This window comes from Paenibacillus sp. ALE2 (genome assembly GCF_054113385.1).
In genome coordinates this window covers 2,460,036-2,476,812 of record NZ_CM134213.1, presented here as the reverse complement: position 1 = coordinate 2,476,812, position 16,777 = coordinate 2,460,036, and the positions used below count along the sequence as shown (strand labels likewise).

Sequence of the window (16,777 nt, the reverse complement as noted above, 5' to 3'; positions counted from 1 at the left end):
TTCGTATGTATGGCGGCTCCACGTTCTTCTTCAAGTTCAAATGGACCGCTCCACTTATTCGCACGTCGAGTCAAAACACATTTTTAAAATGAGGATTTTTTATTTTTATTTGTTGTAGCAGGGGTAGGACCCTTGCAGAGCATCCCTCCGTGTGAAAGGCGGGGCCAAGCTTAAGGAAAAAGAAAGGAGCCGCCTGTTCCCGTGTTTCGGGGATGGAATTCACCAGCCCAACATCGACTGTGAATCTGTATTCCCGTAGCCTCGGGTCCTGTCGGCGCTTGCTCTCTCCGGTATCCGCTGACCGCATAGCCATCGCTCCGGCATCTGTCATCAAGACCAGACATGGGATGCTCTTATCGGGGTCTTTTCATTGTTTTATTCGTCCATTCGAATACTCTACCAAAAGTCGCTTGGAAGGCGATTGGGAATCGAACCCTAATTGTTGGTGGATACATCAGATTTACAGGATACCTGATCCGATTAGGGCAGGCACTGCGGGACCTTTGGAAATCCTCGCCTCGGTAATATCTTCCTGTATCAGCCTTTATCATTATTGCGCACCCTTGCACTCACGAACATGGCGAAAGTATTACGACCCCATAAAAAACAAAAAAAGACACGGAGGAAGCATATGTGCTTCCCTCGTGTCGTTCTCTCACCATTCACCTTACAGCTCTTTGTGACATTTGACCATGATAAATTTGAATGGAGGTTTGCTTTCCATATTCTTATGTGGCTCAACAATTTCCGAAATTTCTGTTAATCCATATTTTCCGAATTCTTGTTTTATCGAGTCAGCATCATAAAAAAACATGTTTACCCCTTCCATGATCTCGAAATAGTCTTTACCTAGCTGCTTTCCCTTTCCAAACATCGGAGCTTCCTTTGAAATAGTAGTAAAAACCATATATCCATTTGGCTTTAACTGATGATAGCAATCCTTAATAAACTTTTCTCTCTCTTGCTTATTCAATAAGTGAATAAGCGCATAACAAAATATGCCGTCATAAAGCTTGTTATCAAAAGGCATATCCATTACGGAGCCATGAAAAATACTAATATTGAGCCCTTTTTGTCTTGCCAAATCAATCGCTGTTTTTGAAATCTCAATACCTGTAACATGTATTCCGTTGTCCATAAAAACCTTGGCATTTCTACCATATCCAATACCAGGTATCAATATATTCTTAACGTTCTTTTCAATGAAAAAGTCCTTGGTCAGAATTGCTGAGTCTGAAGGTTCAAAGCCCCACATCATTTGATTTTCTATAAAGCTTGATTCCCAAAATTCTGTCATACTTTTATCTCCTCTGTATTCATTAAACCACGTACAGAATTGAGCGTATAGCTCAGCAAGGACTGCGATGATTTTTTTCACTGATGCGGGTATCAATTTCACCCCATTAGACATTCACCCTATGAGTTATTCATCCCATTAACCATACTTTTGCTTCATTAAATCGGTATGCTTGCCTAAACCAACTGGTGTCGCTGCAATATAAGAAATGTCTTTCAGTTGAAGTCGGTTCGCTTCGGCAGACGACGTTATCCACTTGATAGTAGAACGTGCTTCTTGTGATTTGCAGGACGTCGCACATGGCTGATACCGAGTATATATTCTGATTATTCTGGATGATAGCTACCTTCGTCCCATGATCAGCGCGGCTTTCTTAAAAATATCGTTCTCCATCCTCAGGCACTGAAGTTCTTTGCGTAAAGCTATGAGATCGTTTTCTTCTGATGAGCGATTGTCCTTCTCTTTGAACGAACCTGTCGCTTGAGCCTGCTTGATCCATCGATCTAAAGCCGAGGCCATGAGGTCACTCCTCCACAATCGTTGCTCTGGACTTTCCGTTTTCATATTAAAGAAAAAAACTAATATTCCGGGATATTCTACGATGGAGGCAGCCGGGAGAATGTGACAGCCCCTGGGGATAAACCCCGTAGTAAAAACAGTTCTTCCACTGACCATGTTTGAGCTGGTTGAGGCGTTGACCTCGTATCACAAGCGAAGCTGTGGAGGAGAGCTGAACCCTCATCTTAGGGAGTATTACGATAGGAAAAAGAGCGAAGGGAAGCCTCATAAAGTAGCCGTGATTGCTTGCGCAACAAGTTACTAGATCACGTCTACGCTATGCTCAAGGGGCAACCCTACACTCTTTAGTTAAATAATTATCCATAAATTTCTATTTCGTTGAAGTTTATTTGGTATACCTTTTTTCAGTATAGCAAAACTCAGGGCAATCCAGAAGTCTGACTTGACATACCATTAACTGTTCTTTAGCTAATACCATCATCGTTACATTGGTGTCGCTAGCTTGTGCAACTTCTTCGGAAATGGAATTATTTGCAGAGCATCCTGCAACAAGAACAGGTCATTCACAACATAACTATAGTCATTTTCTCCCTTTCCAGTATCAAAAAATGCTATATAGAGAACCATGGTAGTATTAAATTTTGCATCCCTCTGCCAGAGATTATCAATCGCTTCATTTCTTCAAAGGTTGTTGCTCTTTTGCAAAAATTTCACCTTTTAAAATTGCTTTAATTGTGTACAGCAAAAGTATTAAAACAAGAAGTGTTAAGAGACTTATAAGAATAAAAAATAATGGTTTATAAAAGATTATCGTTGTTTGCTTAAAAATTAGAGCAGTTGCTATAGTGACCGAAGCGATAGGAAAAGAATAAGCCCACCATGAAAGATAAAATTTTATTTTATAAAACATTTTATACTGTGAGATTAAAAGAATAATAAGGAAAAGAGCAAAATAATATAATATCCTGGAAAAGTTATCAACAGTACCATTTAGGTTAACATATGAAATAAAACCAACTGCAGGAGGCGCTATAAGTATAAAAAATGTTGGCAGTAGCTTTTCTGGTATTGGATGATGAAATATTATTCTGTATAAGAAAATAGTTAATAGTACAATCCAAAAAATAATCCCAATGCTAAAAAAGAACCAAGATAAATCAGGTGCAAAATGTCGAACTCCAGCTATTGGGACAATAATATTACCTACAATAGGTATGAACCATGAAGGGTTAAAATGATGTATTTCAAATTTACTTTGTTTAATCCATATAGATAAGACTGCAATGGTTGCAATAAAATGGAGTAGTGTTCCGATCATCCATAAATATTTTGATATTTCCATGTTTACTTCAAGAAATGCAATACTTAGAAGCAGAAAACTAATGCTTACTGTTGGAAAAAAGCTTAGCTGAACAGGATTGTTAAATTCCTCATTAACAGATGGCAGGAAGTAAACCAACTTAGTAAAATAGAGTAACAAATTACATAAAAAAATAAACGTAACAATAAACAGTATATACGTACTAAACGTATTCGTAACATCAAGAATACTTTCCGCACGCTGGAAGGCTATTGTAAGCCCTGCAAGGCCCATTACTATTGAAAAAAAAGAAATTGGAAATTCTCGAAGGAATGAATGCTTAACCACTGTTTAATACCCCCAAAGAATATTTAAGTCCTACGATTTACCATTGCTAATAAAAATTCTTTATAAAGAATGAGCCAGACTGTAGGTGCAAAGCACTAGCTACGATAGATTGGCATGCTCCAAGTGCACACAGCAAGGTTTCAACTGGATTGATTCCTTTGTCAGTTCCACCCATATCCTCTGGCTCATCAATAAGAATTTTAAAACCTCTAGAATTAGAATTAGTTTCTACTTGAAGACCTTCTGGTAATTTTTTTGCACTCGCTTTGAATGTAGTAAGCATTAATAAATCAATCTCCTTTTAACTTTGTGAAAATGATAACATTCTCTTTAAGAATAATCAATACTTAGCTAAGTAATTTTATTTACACATTTTTTATAACTCAACTTTCGCAACAAGAAATCGGCAAATAAGCCCTGATATAGTTGGGTAGAGCAGAGATCCAGTGTTGGAGTTGACTTTTAATCATGGCAGATAGTTTCTTACCAACTTGGTTGAAAATTTCATCCATCAATTCCATGAGATGTTGTAGATCGACTGCCCCGTCCAAGTTGCCGACTTCATCGCAAAGCAAATAAAACAGCCCGCCGAGCGTCCGTTAATCGGTACTTTGCCGATGCTGCCAAGCCAGTAGAATATAGCGGGAAAAGACGATCATTGTAGACTAATGAGCAGATCAAAAGATCGGCCTTGAAACTCTTTTTGCAGGCGCAGCAAGGACTTAGCTCATTTGAAAAAGACTTCAATGTCCCAACGAAGTGCGTAAATTCGAATGATTTCCGCTGCTTTTCCTGAACGCGCGGGGCAGCTGGTAAAGTTCTTTGAGACTGAGCGGCTTACCATGAACGAGATACCGCTTGTTATCGTTTTTTACCATGCCAATGACATAAAGATCTCAGTCTACAATTCTACCGATTAGTGGGGCATGCGTGAACCAGCTATCCATAAGTACGTAGAGCGCAGAAACTCTGGAAGCAAGGGCCCGCTCTCTCTCAACACTTAGAGATTTTTTGTCTCCCTCTGGAGCTTCGCAGCGGTTTTCGATGAAAGATATCCCTAAAGTGACTCCAGGAGTGAAACTTCATGGCTTTGAGAAGTCGGCCGACTTCACATAGGGACTTCGTGGTTGAAAGCTCCATCTTGATGAGTAGCAACAAGGCATACGCAATCAAGCAGATCCAGATTTGGTTCCAGACCGCCCGCTCCTGTTGACCATAAAAGCGAGTGAGCTTCAAATGCTGCTTGATCCAGCGGAAAAAGGTTTCGATTTTCCACCGATTGCGATACAGATCACTGAGTTCTTCGGCGGACAAATCAAACCGATTCGACAGGATACGGGTGTGTTTACCGCTTCCATCCGTCGTTTCGAGGAGTCTGAACAACACCTTCGTCTGCTTGTTGCCTTGACCGAGCTTGACTATGCGAGCCCTCTGTAACCTCAAACTCGTCCACGGATTCAATGATGGCATTGTCCCTAAGTCGGGTGACGAAAAAGATGCCGTCCATGCTGTATTGGTTATATTTTCCTTAACCGAGATAACGAATAACGACCATTAACATTTATAGTAGGTTTTGCTAATATACATTGTGAATATTTTTTATGCAACGCTATTGAAATTTAATTGATCTTTGTGTTGCACAACGCCTTAAACTGCTGAATGTACAATTGACTCAAGCACTTCTTAATTGTTATAGTCACTATAAAAATATATAGTGGACTGGTGATTATTACATGAAATATGAACCAAAAATCAAAAGAGAAACAATGTGTCCAATTGAATATGGGCTAGAAAAATTTGGTGGAAGGTGGAAATCAAGGATAATTTGCGTTTTATCGTCCACGAGTGTAATGCGCTACAATGAAATTAGAAAAGAACTCGGCAATATTACCGATGCTGTACTGGCCGCTATGCTAAAAGAGTTGCTAGCTGATGAGCTTATTAGTCGTAAGCAGTACAATGAAATCCCGCCAAAAGTAGAATATGCACTAACTGAAAAAGGGAAATCTGTTATTCCAACTTTACAAAGTATCTGTCGTTGGTCTCAGCAACAGACAAAAGGTGAATTGGATAAAAAATTGACACCTTGTAAAAGCTGCGACAGCTTAAACTCTGATTTTTATTAGTGACTCATAAATTTAATAATATATTTACCTAGCTAATTAACCTTTGATATGCTGCACTCGTGGAAGATATCAATCTAATAATATATTGGAGGTATAAAAAATGAGTGTAAAAGCTTATCTTGAAATCACAATGGTGATTGACAACAACAACCGTCCAGCAGCAGCAAAGGTTTATGCTGACTATCGTAGCCCATTCCTTGATGAGATTAAGGGGGCTGTATCAAAAGACTTGCTTATCCGCGATGAAGACGTTCAGGTACTGCATGGCTTCGATAGTGTGGAAAATGCAAGAGCCTATCTTGATAGTGAAATGTTCAAAAACGATGTGTTTGTCGGTCTGAAGCCATTATGGAGTGCTGATCCTGATGTTAAAATTTATTCCGTAGCTTAGATCATTTTTGAAACAATAGAGTATAGCTAAAAGAGGGCTCAGATGAGCAAATGTCATGAACAATCATTTGTCATTCAGCTTCGCGACAACTGTTTCATTAATTAAGTTACTTATTTTAGTTATTCAACAGGTATGATTTAGTATATAAAAAAAGAGTCCTTCAGGCCTTTTAGCCCTTCCGATCCTCTGTTCTTTAAGTATTCGAAACTGAGTGACTTTACAGTGGGCAGCAGCGGAGCGGAGGGGTTGAATCTGGAGAAGCGGTAGCGATCGGAAGATCAACCCCTTCGCGAAGCGTCTTCTCCACCCAAAAACAACTCACTCATTTTTTTCGTTCAAAATACCCTTCTATTTTCCAGTCCACGCCAACCTGTGTTACGCTCAAATCCTGCAAGGCCACTGCATCGCTCATCGCAGACACGCCCTCTCCCCCGAGAAAGCCCGGGGCTGCGCGCCCTCCAACCAGCTTCGGCGCCATATACAGCACCAGCTTGTCTGCCAGGCCTTGCTGCACGAACGAAGCGTTCACCTCGGCCCCACCTTCCACGAATACGGACGAGACCTCCTCCGCCCCCAGAATGTCCAGCATTTGCGGAAAGTTGACCCGCTCACTGTTTTCATCCTGTGTCGGATAAACCTTTATACCGAGCTGTTCCAGCTGGCTTCGCTTGCCTTCATCATAAGCCCGCCCTGTGAATATCCAGGTCGGCGCCTCTCCATCTGTAATGACACGAGCATCCAATGGAATTCGAAGCTTACTATCCAGAATGATACGAATCGGATTCCGTCCTTCTGGTAGACGAGTCGTAAGCTGAGGATTATCATGAATCACGGTCTGTACACCGACCAGGATGCCTACATGCTCGTGACGAAGACGATGCACATCCTCCCGTGCAGCCTCAGATGTGATCCACTTGCTTTCAGAGGTTCGAGTTGCAATTTTACCGTCCAGCGTTACTGCCGATTTGATTGTAATAAAAGGTCGCTTGCTCACGATATATTGATTGAACACTTCATTCATGCGGATCGATTCCTGCTCACATACGCCGACAATGACCTCAATGCCCGCATCTTTCAAAATCTGTACCCCTCTGCCGGAAACCAGCGGGTTCGGGTCCAGTGCTGCAATGACCACCCGACGAATGCCTGCCTTCACAATCGCTTCCGCGCATGGGCCTGTCCGGCCGTGATGAGAACACGGCTCCAGCGTTACGTAGATCGTCGCTCCCTGAGCGTGTTCCCCCGCCATACGCAAGGCATAAATCTCGGCATGTGGCTCACCAGGCTTCAAATGAGCGCCGATCCCAACGATACGGCCATTGTTAACAATGACTGATCCGACGAGCGGATTCGGTTCTGTTTGCCCTTTGGCACTTCTGGCATTTTCCAGTGCCAGGCGCATATATTTTTCGTGAGTGTTCATAGAACCTCCCTGAGATCGGAATCCCGCAAATGGCCGGATCGTTCTACTTTTGTATTCAAGTACCGTTCATTATATTGTGACACATCGCCCCAGAGCGGCATACGTCCCGCCACATTCATACCCGACTTCTTCAAGGCATCCAGCTTTTTAGGGTTATTTGTAATCAGAGTTACTGGTTTTTGTCTCAGGTGTTGAAGCACACTAATGGCATCCGCATAATTGCGTGTATCATCTTCAAAACCCAACTGATGGTTGGCTTCGACGGTATCCATGCCTTCTTCTTGCAGAATATAAGCCATGGCTTTACTAAACAAACCGATTCCGCGACCTTCATGATTTGCCAGATAGAACAATGCACCTGTTCCATGTTCCACAATCATTTTCATCGACTGGTGGAGTTGAAATCCGCAATCACAACGCTTGCTACCAAAAATATCTCCAGTATGACAAATACTATGCATGCGAACTAATGCATTTTCGGACTGTTGGAGATCCCCGTACACCAATACACTTGATTGTTGTCCCTCCGCCAAGTTCAGTGTGGACAATCGCTTCACGATCGTCTCAGCATTGGCATTCAGTAAGTTCTGGCGATCTTCCTCGTCCCGTACAGGTAGCCAGCAATACCATTGAAAAACAACCGTTTCCCCTTCTAAATTAACTGGCAGCTTGATCGGTCCTACCAAAATCGTCGAAGATTGCTCTCCACGAACAGTTTGAATTTTATCGTTAAGTAGCGTAGCTACATCTTTAATATTCATCTCTCTGCACCATCCTTTATATAAACTCTATACATGAAATGCCTCACATTTCTCAGGCTAATCGTTGTTGTCGGGGTTTTATATCATTTAACTATGTGTAAGAAATGTTCATGAAACGTGGACTCCATGATCAGTTGACGCTCCTGAAGCTCGGTGACAGCCTGCCGTCGTCCATCTTCGAAAGCCTTCAGGTCTTCTGCGGTATATACCTGCTGGCGTAAACGAAGAAGCTCACTGGCCAGCACATCGGCATCCTTCAAAGCAGCGTTCAAGCCAAAAGCTCCCGTAGGTGTCATGGTATGCGCCGCATCTCCAATCAGGACCAGTCCATTCTGTGCCCATGTGTCACTACGGCTGCTGAAAATATCCAACGGTACGAAGTCCTTCCATGAACGAATGTGATCATGCACACTATGCTCTAAATCTGGAAAAGCCTCCGTAAACAGCTGTATAAATGGTTCAAAAGATTGCTTAAACAGGGTGGAAAAGCTCCCCTCCTCCACATTCCAGCCAATTTGGATATAACCCTCAGCCTGCGAGAATAAAGCCAACTGACCTCCGTTGACCAGGGCTAGACGAGTGACGGGCTCCCACCCGGTAGGTGCCGTGATTTTGGCCCATAGCAGATCATAGCCGTGGCGAATGTTAGTCACAGGCATCTGCGCCAGCTTGCGCACAGTCGAATAGCGTCCGTCTGCCCCCACAATCAAAGAACTATGAATTGTAATCTCATGACCGTTCTTATCGCGGGCGGTCAAGCCCGTGTACCCCTGCTCGCTGTCACCCTCCAACGCAGTCACAGTTGTACCTGCCAGGTAACGGAAAGACTCGTAGGTGGACGCCTGCTTGAGCAGAGCTTCCAAAAATCGAGGTTGTGGAATATGCACCCCTACATTACCATGGATTGAAGCTGGCTCAACCGTCTTGACCTGCTGCTGATGCTGCCAATATTCGATTCTTGTGGAGGAGAGAATATGATCCTCATGAATTTGTTCGAGCAGTTTATGTTTGCGGATCACTTCCTGACCCTCATCGTTTAAAATTTCACCGCGGAAAGCCTTTCCGGGCACGCTCTGCCGCTCAACCAATATCGTTGAAACACCCTGCTCCGCCAGTAGACAGGATAACAAAGTCCCTGCGGGTCCCCCTCCAACTACGCACACTTCACATTCCAGCTTCATCCGACTTCCCCCTGCACCCAAACCATAACCTCAACGATTCGTTCGTATCTGTTCATTTTTAATTACATCATTAATCATATCAAATTAAGTTCAAATTTTAAGCATTTACATCTTAAACTCCGTATCAAAGCTAACAAGTTACTTTATGTAACAAAGTATATTTATATCATTCGATTTCGTCAAGTAATAAATTTATGTAAAGTAAAATCATTTACTTTTAACAGTGAATCGTTAATAATAGGAGCATGAGGTGATCACATGAATATTCCGCAGATGTGCCCAAGGTTTGAAAAGGCTATGGAGCTACTGAGCAAGCGTTGGACGGTGTTGATCGTATTTCAACTAACGAATGGTCCGCAACGTTTCGTCGCTATTGAGAATTCAATTCCTAACTTAAGTGGAAAGGTCCTTTCGGACCGTTTGAAAGAGCTGGAGGAAGAAGGAATCATTCAACGTATGGTTTATCCTGAAAAGCCTGTGCGGATTGAATACTCCCTTACGGATAAGGGACGCGATTTAGCTCCTTTATTTGACCATATTGGTACTTGGGCTACACGCTGGATTGAGGTTTTACCAGCACTTGAACAGCAATGATCCATATGGGCTACAGCTATTTTTCCTAGACTAACATGATCAAGACACACAGACTGCTAACATGCCAAAGAACGCCTTCGCTCTAGGTACAATTTGTACTCATCGTGCAAGGCGTTCTATTTTTTTTATATGACGGAGTGTTAAAGGTCCATCTAAGATCGCATCCAAGATTTAAACCTTTCCCTCACTGCTGCGTTGCATTTCCTCACGGATGGATTGCACCCGTTTTTTCCCCCAGTCATACATCATCTCCACAATCGGTAAAATCGTCATCCCCAGCTCAGTCATCGAATACTCCACCTTTGGAGGCACTTCGGGATACACTTCCCGGTGTACAATACCGTCCTCCATCAACTCCCGTAGCTGGTTGGTCAGCACTTTATGCGACAGCTTCGGAAACAACCTTTGCAGGTCACTGAACCGGTGCGGCCCTTCCACACCCAGATGCCATAAAATAACGACCTTCCATTTCCCGCTCAGCACAGATAGCGTTAATTCCTTTTCGCAGTTGTAGTCTCCGTTTACAATTTTCTCCCGTATTTCTTCTCTCAGCGTATCAGACATATATCAATTAACTCCTTCTAAATCATCATGATCTTCCACATGAATAGTAACCTGCAGGTAACCTCCGTACTTGAAAGTGCATTCTTCACAGCACGACGAAGCCACCCTACAATAGTAAATAACGTTACACATTCAAGGAGGAATAGAGTATGAGTAAAAAAGCTCTTTTTATTATACCCCCAGAGCGCTTTAATGAGGATGAATTATTTAAACCAAAAGAAGCGCTGGAGCAAGCAGGTGTTACTGTAACATTAGCCAGTACAAAAACAGGCGAAATCATGGGTGACTACAACGGTAAAGCGACGGCTGATCTTGTCTTTACAGACGCTGTGCCGGCTGAGTATGATGTGGTATCTGTAATCGGCGGATCAGGAACAAATGATCATCTGTGGAATAACGCGGATCTCCAAGCTCTGCTGAAACAAGCTCATGAGCAAAAGACTTTAGTGGCTGGCATCTGCGCAGGCTCTGTAGCTGTGGCTCAAACCTGCCTGCTCTCTGGCAGAACGGCTACATGCTACCCCGTGGATGTGCAAAAGGATCAGCTCCAATTGCATCAAGCCGACTATGTCGCTCAGCATGTCGTCGCTCATAGCGATATTATTACAGCCGACGGCCCAGATGGTGCACAGGAATTTGGCGCAGCACTCGTTCAAGCTCTGCAATAAGCATATTCTCGAAGTTCCAGATGGCACTTTAACCAGCACTCCAACAAGCCGCATCACGTCCTTTCTATTGTATGGGACCTGATGTGGCTTCTTTGTGTCATTTTCATGCTTAAGTGATTAATTTAATTGTATGGTCCTGGATTTTCGTGTTAGCTTTAAAGAATCGACGTTTAGTATAGGAGGCTTATATGCCGTGTTTATGAAAGGCAAAATCCATTTACATCAGGTAACGTCCGAATCGTTACGACTGGGCGCCTTACTATCATTAGTAGGGGGCTTTTTGGACACATATACCTTTGTTGGAAGAGGCGGTGTTTTCGCCAACGCACAGACAGGCAATATCGTCCTGCTGGCTGTCAAAGTCATTCAGGGGCACTGGGTTCAGGCATTATCCTATATCCCGCCTCTGATCGCCTTTTCACTGGGGGTTTTTGTTGCTGAAGGGATTAAACGCAAATCAACCCACCGTTTAACTCCAGACTGGACCCGCGCAATTCTTTTACTGGAAATCGCGATTTTTTTCATCGTTGGATTGATTCCGCAAGGAGTTCCCAATACGGTAGTAGTGGTGATCGTCTCATTCGTCGCTTCCGTGCAAATGACTTCCTTCCGCAAGCTCATTGATGTGCCGTACACCTCCACGGTCAGCACCGGTAACCTTCGATCAGCTATCGAGGCTGTGTATGTCGCTGTAACGACCAAGGACACGAACGCTGCCATTCGAGCGATGCGTTATGGTGTCATCCTGGCTGCCTTCTTGGTAGGAGCCTTGCTGGGGGGATTTCTGACTTTGACGATTGGGGATAAAGCCGTTTGGGGCGCTGTTGTTGCACTTATTTTTTCTTTTATTTTATTTACAGAAGAGGAAAAGTGGAAGCTACCGCTGCGTCACTAATCCTCCATTATATTAGCCCTGAATGAACTGCCGCTGGGCCGTTTCAAAGAAATTCAAGAGGTCATTGCGGGACGAAAATGCTGCCTGAGCAGATTGGTTGCTACCGCCCCCCTTGCCCTGAAACGCGCCCAGATTCTCTTTCAAAAATGCTCCGCAGCTAACGGATTGGGTACCATTATGTGCCAGAATGATTTTGTTTTCGGCTGTTGTGGCAAATAAAACAAGCAAATCATGCTCAGCGGTCAGCTTGGCAGCCAATTGCTGCATCTCCTGAATGGATTTTTGTTCAAATACATGAGCAAGAACATGCCCCTGTACAGCAGACAGCAGCTCTTTCGCCTGGTACGATGCATTTTCCTCTTGTAGAAACTCCACTTGCGCCTTGAGCTGCTTATGCTCCTGCTCCCACTTTTCGAATCGAGTCAAAATATCCTTTCGCCCAGTATTGAACTTCGCAGACAACACGTCCAAAATCCGAGCACTCTCATTAAAGTCCTGGAGTGCGCGAGCACCACATTTGAAATGGATTCTCGCCATCCCTTTTTGCTTTTCCCATTTCAAGCATTTAATCATTCCAATTTCCCCGGTTTGAGCCACATGTGTACCGCCGCAAGCATTATATTCAATGCCTTCGATCTCAACAATCCGAATATTTTCTGTTACTTTAGGCATTTTCACAAGCGGAATGTCCTTCAATTGCTCATGGGTTACAAAATAACTTTTTATGCTGCGGTTATTGTAGATTTGCCGATTTGCTTCCTGCTCGATTGCCAATAGCTGTGCGGATGTTATATTAGAACAGTTGACATCAATTGTGGCGTACTCTTGTCCCAAATGAAAGCTTTCTGTACGCGCACCCAACAGTTCCAGACAAATCGCTGACAGCAAATGCTGTCCGCTATGCTGCTGCATATGATCAAATCTGCGCTCCCAATCCAATTGGCAGGCCACTTTCTCCTCCTCCGGCAAACGTTCTACCTGATGCCAAATGTCCCCATTCTCAAGAACCACATCTAATATACGGATGCCCTGAATCGTTCCTGTATCACATGGCTGACCTCCGCCATGCGGATAAAAGGCCGTTTCCTTGAGCATAACAAAAAATGCTCCGTCTCTTTCCATGCTCTGTGTAATATGAGTGTCCCACTCCGTAAGATTTGGAGCGGTGTAATATAATTTTGTCGCCATGTCAGGTCCCTCACTTTTGGGTATCTTTGTCTCGTGCGATATCCACTTATTATCAAGCACTTCACTGTAAATATCAATGTAGTGAATAGCTTAAACTACTGTACGGACAACCTCCATATAGTGAAAAATCTGCATGACGATTAACAAAATTTAGCTTGAAATTCATTTTTGAATCGATTAAGATTAGTCGGCTAACTAATTTGTCGACTGGAACACAATGTAAGAAGAAAGGAGAACCTTATGGATTTTGATTTACGGGATTTGCCCACTCGTGAAGCGCTGCAAGAATTTTCTATGCGTATCCCAGAGATTGATGTAAGAGCGACAGAAGCGATGCTATTTTTTATGCGCGTATCCTCCAGTCTTTTTAAAGTGAGCTTTGAAGGCTTTGACAAGTTTGGTATATCTCACGGAAAATTTTCAATATTAATTCTCCTGTATCGCAACATTCAAACAGGGTTGCTGGCTACAGAGCTTGCGGAGAAAGTAGGGGTTAGCAAGCCTACCGTTACCGGTCTGCTTGACCGTCTGGAACGCGATGGGCTTATTATGAGATCCGTTCACCCTTCCGACCGCCGTATGAGTATTGTTAAACTGACCGAACAAGGAACAGAAATGATGGAGAGACTGCTGCCTGTACATTTTACATGCACTTCCACACTGATGAGCCATCTATCCAACGATGAAAAAGAACTGCTCCTGACATTACTGAAAAAAATAGAAAGCGGCATCCCTCAAGCAAAAGAGATATATGAAGCAGCAAAGCCAGAGTAAGTTTTAATTTTTGCATTTTAGTTAGCCGGCTAACATCTAAATTATTAAATAATAGAATAAATAAAATGTACATAATCAGGATATTTATTCGAGTCTAGGTTGAATCCATTTTATGAACTTAAGGAGCATATTACCCATGAATCGCACACAAGTCACCAGCCTTATCATCCCTGTCATTTCTATTGCCTGTCTGATCGGCGGGGGGTTCCTGCTTCAGACTAACGGACAAGATCAAGTCACTGCTTCGCGATCCGTTAAAGGCACAACGCTCAATGCTGATAGCATTCATGTATCTTTTGAACAAGTAGGCGGCAAAGTCCTAAACATCCCGGTAACAGAAGAAACGAAAGTGAAAAAAGGAACTGTCCTTATGGCTTTGGATTCCAAAGATGTGGATTTGCAAATTGAGCAGCTGCGGACACAAATTGCGCAGTTCAATACACAGATCAGCCAACAGCAACAATCCATCCAATTAGGGTACACACGAGCAACAACTCAGGAAAAACAAGCACAGCTGGATATCGCGCAAGCTCAAGTCACTGAGAGCAAAAGCCAAGCGGCACTGCTGCGGGCACAGGCAGTTGAGCGTCAAGCCACTGCTGCGGAACAACAGGTCAATAATGGTGCTCGGGATGAAGATGTTCAGCAGCAACGAATTGCCGTAGCTTCTGCCACCAAAAACGTTCAGACGTCTCAGACTAACTACAAACGTAATAAAGCACTTTATGATGCAGGAAGTGCATCCAAAGCAGTGTTGGATGATGCTGAATCCTCATTGACTTTAGCGACAAATCAGTTGAGCCAGCAAAAGGAGTCTCTTCAAAAGCTGCTCCATGGCGCTACTCCTGAAGAACGTATGCAGGCCAGTGAACAGACCACACAAGCAGCGGTTGCGGTAAAACAAGCCGAGGAGGAAATCCGTGGTGCCCAATTGTCCGTCGATCGTTCCAGAACCCAACTGGAAACCATTCAGCAAAGCCGTCAACAGCTGGCAGATCAGAAGTTGGCTATCGACCTTTTAAAGCAACAAAAAGACACACAGGAAGTTCAGCTTAAAACATTGCTGCTCAAAAAAGAGCGACTGGTATTAAAGGCACCACAGGATGGCAAGGTTACTTCGATTAGTACAAAAGTCGGGGAAAATGTCGCGCAAGGAGCGCCTGTGATTACCCTGGAAACCAACGATTTATATTACGATCTGTATGTCAATGAGGAACAAGCGGGTAAATTCAAGGCCAATCAAGAAGTTAAAACCCGAGTATCTGCTCTCAACAAGGACTTGAAAGGTACCGTACGTTATGTGACCGCTGCGCCGCAATTCACTAATGTAAAGATGTCCCGTGAAAAAGGTGAGGCAGATACCGCCACATTCCAAGTACGTGTATATGTAACAAGAGAAGCCGCTTTGCTACCAGGCATGACAGTTGAGGTGAATACGAATGAAATCACTTCGTGATGAATGGACGTATCTGGTTCACTCCAAGTATCCGATCATAGCTATCATCTTCCCGCTGATTGCAGTGCTGGGGTACTCCCTGCTGCTCCCAAGCAGCCAAATTAACGATGCTAACGTGGTAGTGGTGGATCAGGACAACACAGCCTACAGCCGTGAGTTGATCCAGAAGATAGATGCTTCTCCATATATGAACGTAGCAGAGATTGTTTCGTTTACGGACAATCCTGAGCAGTATTTTTATCACGAAAAATATTTAGCCGTTATTTCCCTGCCGCACGGTTTAGAGGACAATCACCATCGTTCCCTTTCCAGTCGCGTGGGTCTCATTCTTGATAATACCAACGTTCAATCTATTACTTCCATTCGTACAGCTATGCAGGAAATTAGCGTTTCTGAGAATATGGAACTGTCTGTTCCAGCTATGTTGAAAACGGGGATGAACGCCGAACAGGCTCAGGGAGCTCTCAATGGTATTGCCTTGGAGGTGCGTTCCCTGTTTAACCCAACCAATGATTATCAGAATACGACGATACTTGCATTCACTTGTATGTTCTCTTTTATGATACTCAATATCAATAGCTTACCTATCGTCGCCAGACTAAGGGTTTCCAAGAGACTGGCTGCCGAACTGCAAAATCCGTTCAACATCCTACTGCGTATTCTTCCTTATACGCTGTTTTCGACGGCTGGCTTAATCTTCTCTCTCGGGATGCTTAAAATGTTTGGGGGAGGTCGTTTCGAAGCCAATCCGATCCTCTTCATGATTCCGGTTGTCCTGTATGTATTCGGTACCGTATGCTTCAATGTTCTGGTTGCATGGGGCGCTGCACATCCGGGGATTGCCATTGGCAGAATGGTGATGGTGCTCATGCCTGCTTTTGTACTATCAGGGGCCGTTCTTTCCAGATCACTGTTTCCACCTTTAGCGATTCAAATCGGTGATTTCTTTCCCTTCGTATGGATGTACAAATTCCTCCGCACCATGGGACTGCGCGGTGCATCTTTTCAGGAGATGCTTCCGGAACTCGGATCTTTGTTACTATATGTCGGTGTACTCTCCATGCTGGTGATCGCCAGAGCACTGTGGGAAAAACAGAAGCTGACCAAGCAGACTGCAGGCGCTGCTTCTGAAAAGGGATCGCCACATCCCGTTATTCCAGCAAGCTCAACTGGCGGCGGGTTATCTATGCAAGGGGCACCATCAGCACCTATGCACGAGCCTATAAAAGGATAGTCTCTTTTGCAGAAATAAAAAGGGTTAAGTGTCGTCTAACGAGCTTTAACCCTTTTTC

General features: G+C 43.7%; 16 protein-coding genes and 4 pseudogenes. 9 read left to right on the top strand and 11 right to left on the bottom strand.

Translation table 11 applies throughout. The features are described 5' to 3' along the window. Positions 1-667: 667 nt before the first annotated feature. Together ACXHJ1_RS10620 and ACXHJ1_RS10615 are read right to left on the bottom strand one after the other, a co-directional pair. A complete protein-coding gene (locus tag ACXHJ1_RS10620; protein ID WP_457906048.1) occupies positions 668-1,297 on the bottom strand; it encodes a class I SAM-dependent methyltransferase in 630 nt (209 codons plus the stop codon). Between the two features lie 256 nt (positions 1,298-1,553). Then, positions 1,554-1,856: pseudogene (locus tag ACXHJ1_RS10615) on the bottom strand (IS3-like element IS655 family transposase); the annotation flags it as partial. Positions 1,857-2,030: 174 nt separating this feature from the next. Between ACXHJ1_RS10615 and ACXHJ1_RS10610 the strand changes: the two are divergent. Next, positions 2,031-2,164 (top strand): annotated as a pseudogene (locus ACXHJ1_RS10610) (IS110 family transposase); the annotation flags it as partial. Positions 2,165-2,489: 325 nt separating this feature from the next. Here the strand turns inward: ACXHJ1_RS10610 and ACXHJ1_RS10605 are convergent. The 4 genes and pseudogenes from ACXHJ1_RS10605 to ACXHJ1_RS10590 form a co-directional block, all read right to left on the bottom strand. Further along, positions 2,490-3,464, bottom strand: coding sequence for an SLAC1 anion channel family protein (locus ACXHJ1_RS10605; RefSeq protein ID WP_457906047.1), 975 nt, complete (start codon positions 3,462-3,464; stop codon positions 2,490-2,492). A 91-nt stretch (positions 3,465-3,555) separates the two neighbouring features. Beyond that, positions 3,556-3,747, bottom strand: a pseudogene (locus ACXHJ1_RS10600) (OsmC family protein); the annotation flags it as partial. Positions 3,748-3,847: 100 nt separating this feature from the next. After that, positions 3,848-4,453 (bottom strand): annotated as a pseudogene (locus ACXHJ1_RS10595) (transposase); the annotation flags it as partial. Between the two features lie 4 nt (positions 4,454-4,457). Continuing rightward, positions 4,458-4,934, bottom strand: a complete 477-nt coding sequence (locus tag ACXHJ1_RS10590; protein ID WP_457906046.1) for a transposase — start codon at positions 4,932-4,934, stop codon at positions 4,458-4,460. A 263-nt stretch (positions 4,935-5,197) separates the two neighbouring features. On the opposite strand from ACXHJ1_RS10590, the gene ACXHJ1_RS10585 reads away from it, so the two are divergent. Beyond that, positions 5,198-5,590, top strand: a complete 393-nt coding sequence (locus ACXHJ1_RS10585; protein WP_129550015.1) for a winged helix-turn-helix transcriptional regulator — start codon at positions 5,198-5,200, stop codon at positions 5,588-5,590. Positions 5,591-5,690: 100 nt separating this feature from the next. Next, positions 5,691-5,981, top strand: a complete 291-nt coding sequence (locus ACXHJ1_RS10580) for a hypothetical protein (protein WP_457906045.1) — start codon at positions 5,691-5,693, stop codon at positions 5,979-5,981. Between the two features lie 322 nt (positions 5,982-6,303). On the opposite strand, the gene ribD is transcribed toward ACXHJ1_RS10580, so the two are convergent. The 3 genes from ribD to ACXHJ1_RS10565 form a co-directional block, all read right to left on the bottom strand. Further along, entirely contained in the window at positions 6,304-7,404 is a 1,101-nt protein-coding gene (gene ribD / locus ACXHJ1_RS10575) for a bifunctional diaminohydroxyphosphoribosylaminopyrimidine deaminase/5-amino-6-(5-phosphoribosylamino)uracil reductase RibD (RefSeq protein ID WP_457906044.1), read from the bottom strand. Next, positions 7,401-8,165 (bottom strand): GTP cyclohydrolase II, encoded by a 765-nt coding sequence (locus ACXHJ1_RS10570; protein WP_016820395.1) that lies wholly within the window; start codon positions 8,163-8,165, stop codon positions 7,401-7,403. Before ACXHJ1_RS10570 ends, ribD begins: the two co-directional genes overlap by 4 nt. 83 nt (positions 8,166-8,248) lie before the next feature. Continuing rightward, complete coding sequence (locus ACXHJ1_RS10565) at positions 8,249-9,346, bottom strand: FAD-dependent monooxygenase (RefSeq protein WP_457906043.1); 1,098 nt, start codon at positions 9,344-9,346, stop codon at positions 8,249-8,251. A 258-nt stretch (positions 9,347-9,604) separates the two neighbouring features. Between ACXHJ1_RS10565 and ACXHJ1_RS10560 the strand changes: the two genes are divergently transcribed. Further along, on the top strand, positions 9,605-9,940 hold the full coding sequence (locus tag ACXHJ1_RS10560) for a winged helix-turn-helix transcriptional regulator (RefSeq protein WP_013312049.1): 336 nt from the start codon (positions 9,605-9,607) through the stop codon (positions 9,938-9,940). A gap of 171 nt (positions 9,941-10,111) precedes the next feature. Here ACXHJ1_RS10560 and ACXHJ1_RS10555 read toward each other — a convergent pair whose 3' ends face one another. Continuing rightward, positions 10,112-10,504: a winged helix-turn-helix transcriptional regulator gene (locus ACXHJ1_RS10555; protein WP_017425586.1), complete on the bottom strand. Its 393-nt coding sequence runs from the start codon at positions 10,502-10,504 to the stop codon at positions 10,112-10,114. Between the two features lie 149 nt (positions 10,505-10,653). On the opposite strand from ACXHJ1_RS10555, the gene ACXHJ1_RS10550 reads away from it, so the two are divergent. Together ACXHJ1_RS10550 and ACXHJ1_RS10545 are read left to right on the top strand one after the other, a co-directional pair. After that, a complete protein-coding gene (locus ACXHJ1_RS10550; protein ID WP_457906042.1) occupies positions 10,654-11,172 on the top strand; it encodes a DJ-1/PfpI family protein in 519 nt (172 codons plus the stop codon). A gap of 193 nt (positions 11,173-11,365) precedes the next feature. Next, entirely contained in the window at positions 11,366-12,067 is a 702-nt protein-coding gene (locus ACXHJ1_RS10545; protein ID WP_017425588.1) for a YoaK family protein, read from the top strand. 12 nt (positions 12,068-12,079) lie between these two features. On the opposite strand, the gene ACXHJ1_RS10540 is transcribed toward ACXHJ1_RS10545, so the two are convergent. After that, entirely contained in the window at positions 12,080-13,255 is a 1,176-nt protein-coding gene (locus tag ACXHJ1_RS10540; protein WP_457906041.1) for an alanyl-tRNA editing protein, read from the bottom strand. 240 nt (positions 13,256-13,495) lie between these two features. On the opposite strand from ACXHJ1_RS10540, the gene ACXHJ1_RS10535 reads away from it, so the two are divergent. From ACXHJ1_RS10535 to ACXHJ1_RS10525, 3 genes are all read left to right on the top strand, one after another. Beyond that, positions 13,496-14,029: a MarR family winged helix-turn-helix transcriptional regulator gene (locus ACXHJ1_RS10535; RefSeq protein WP_457906040.1), complete on the top strand. Its 534-nt coding sequence runs from the start codon at positions 13,496-13,498 to the stop codon at positions 14,027-14,029. Between the two features lie 136 nt (positions 14,030-14,165). Next, on the top strand, positions 14,166-15,485 hold the full coding sequence (locus tag ACXHJ1_RS10530) for an HlyD family secretion protein (RefSeq protein WP_457906039.1): 1,320 nt from the start codon (positions 14,166-14,168) through the stop codon (positions 15,483-15,485). Next, complete coding sequence (locus tag ACXHJ1_RS10525; RefSeq protein WP_126666618.1) at positions 15,469-16,719, top strand: ABC transporter permease; 1,251 nt, start codon at positions 15,469-15,471, stop codon at positions 16,717-16,719. Before ACXHJ1_RS10530 ends, ACXHJ1_RS10525 begins: the two co-directional genes overlap by 17 nt. Positions 16,720-16,777 lie beyond the last annotated feature (58 nt).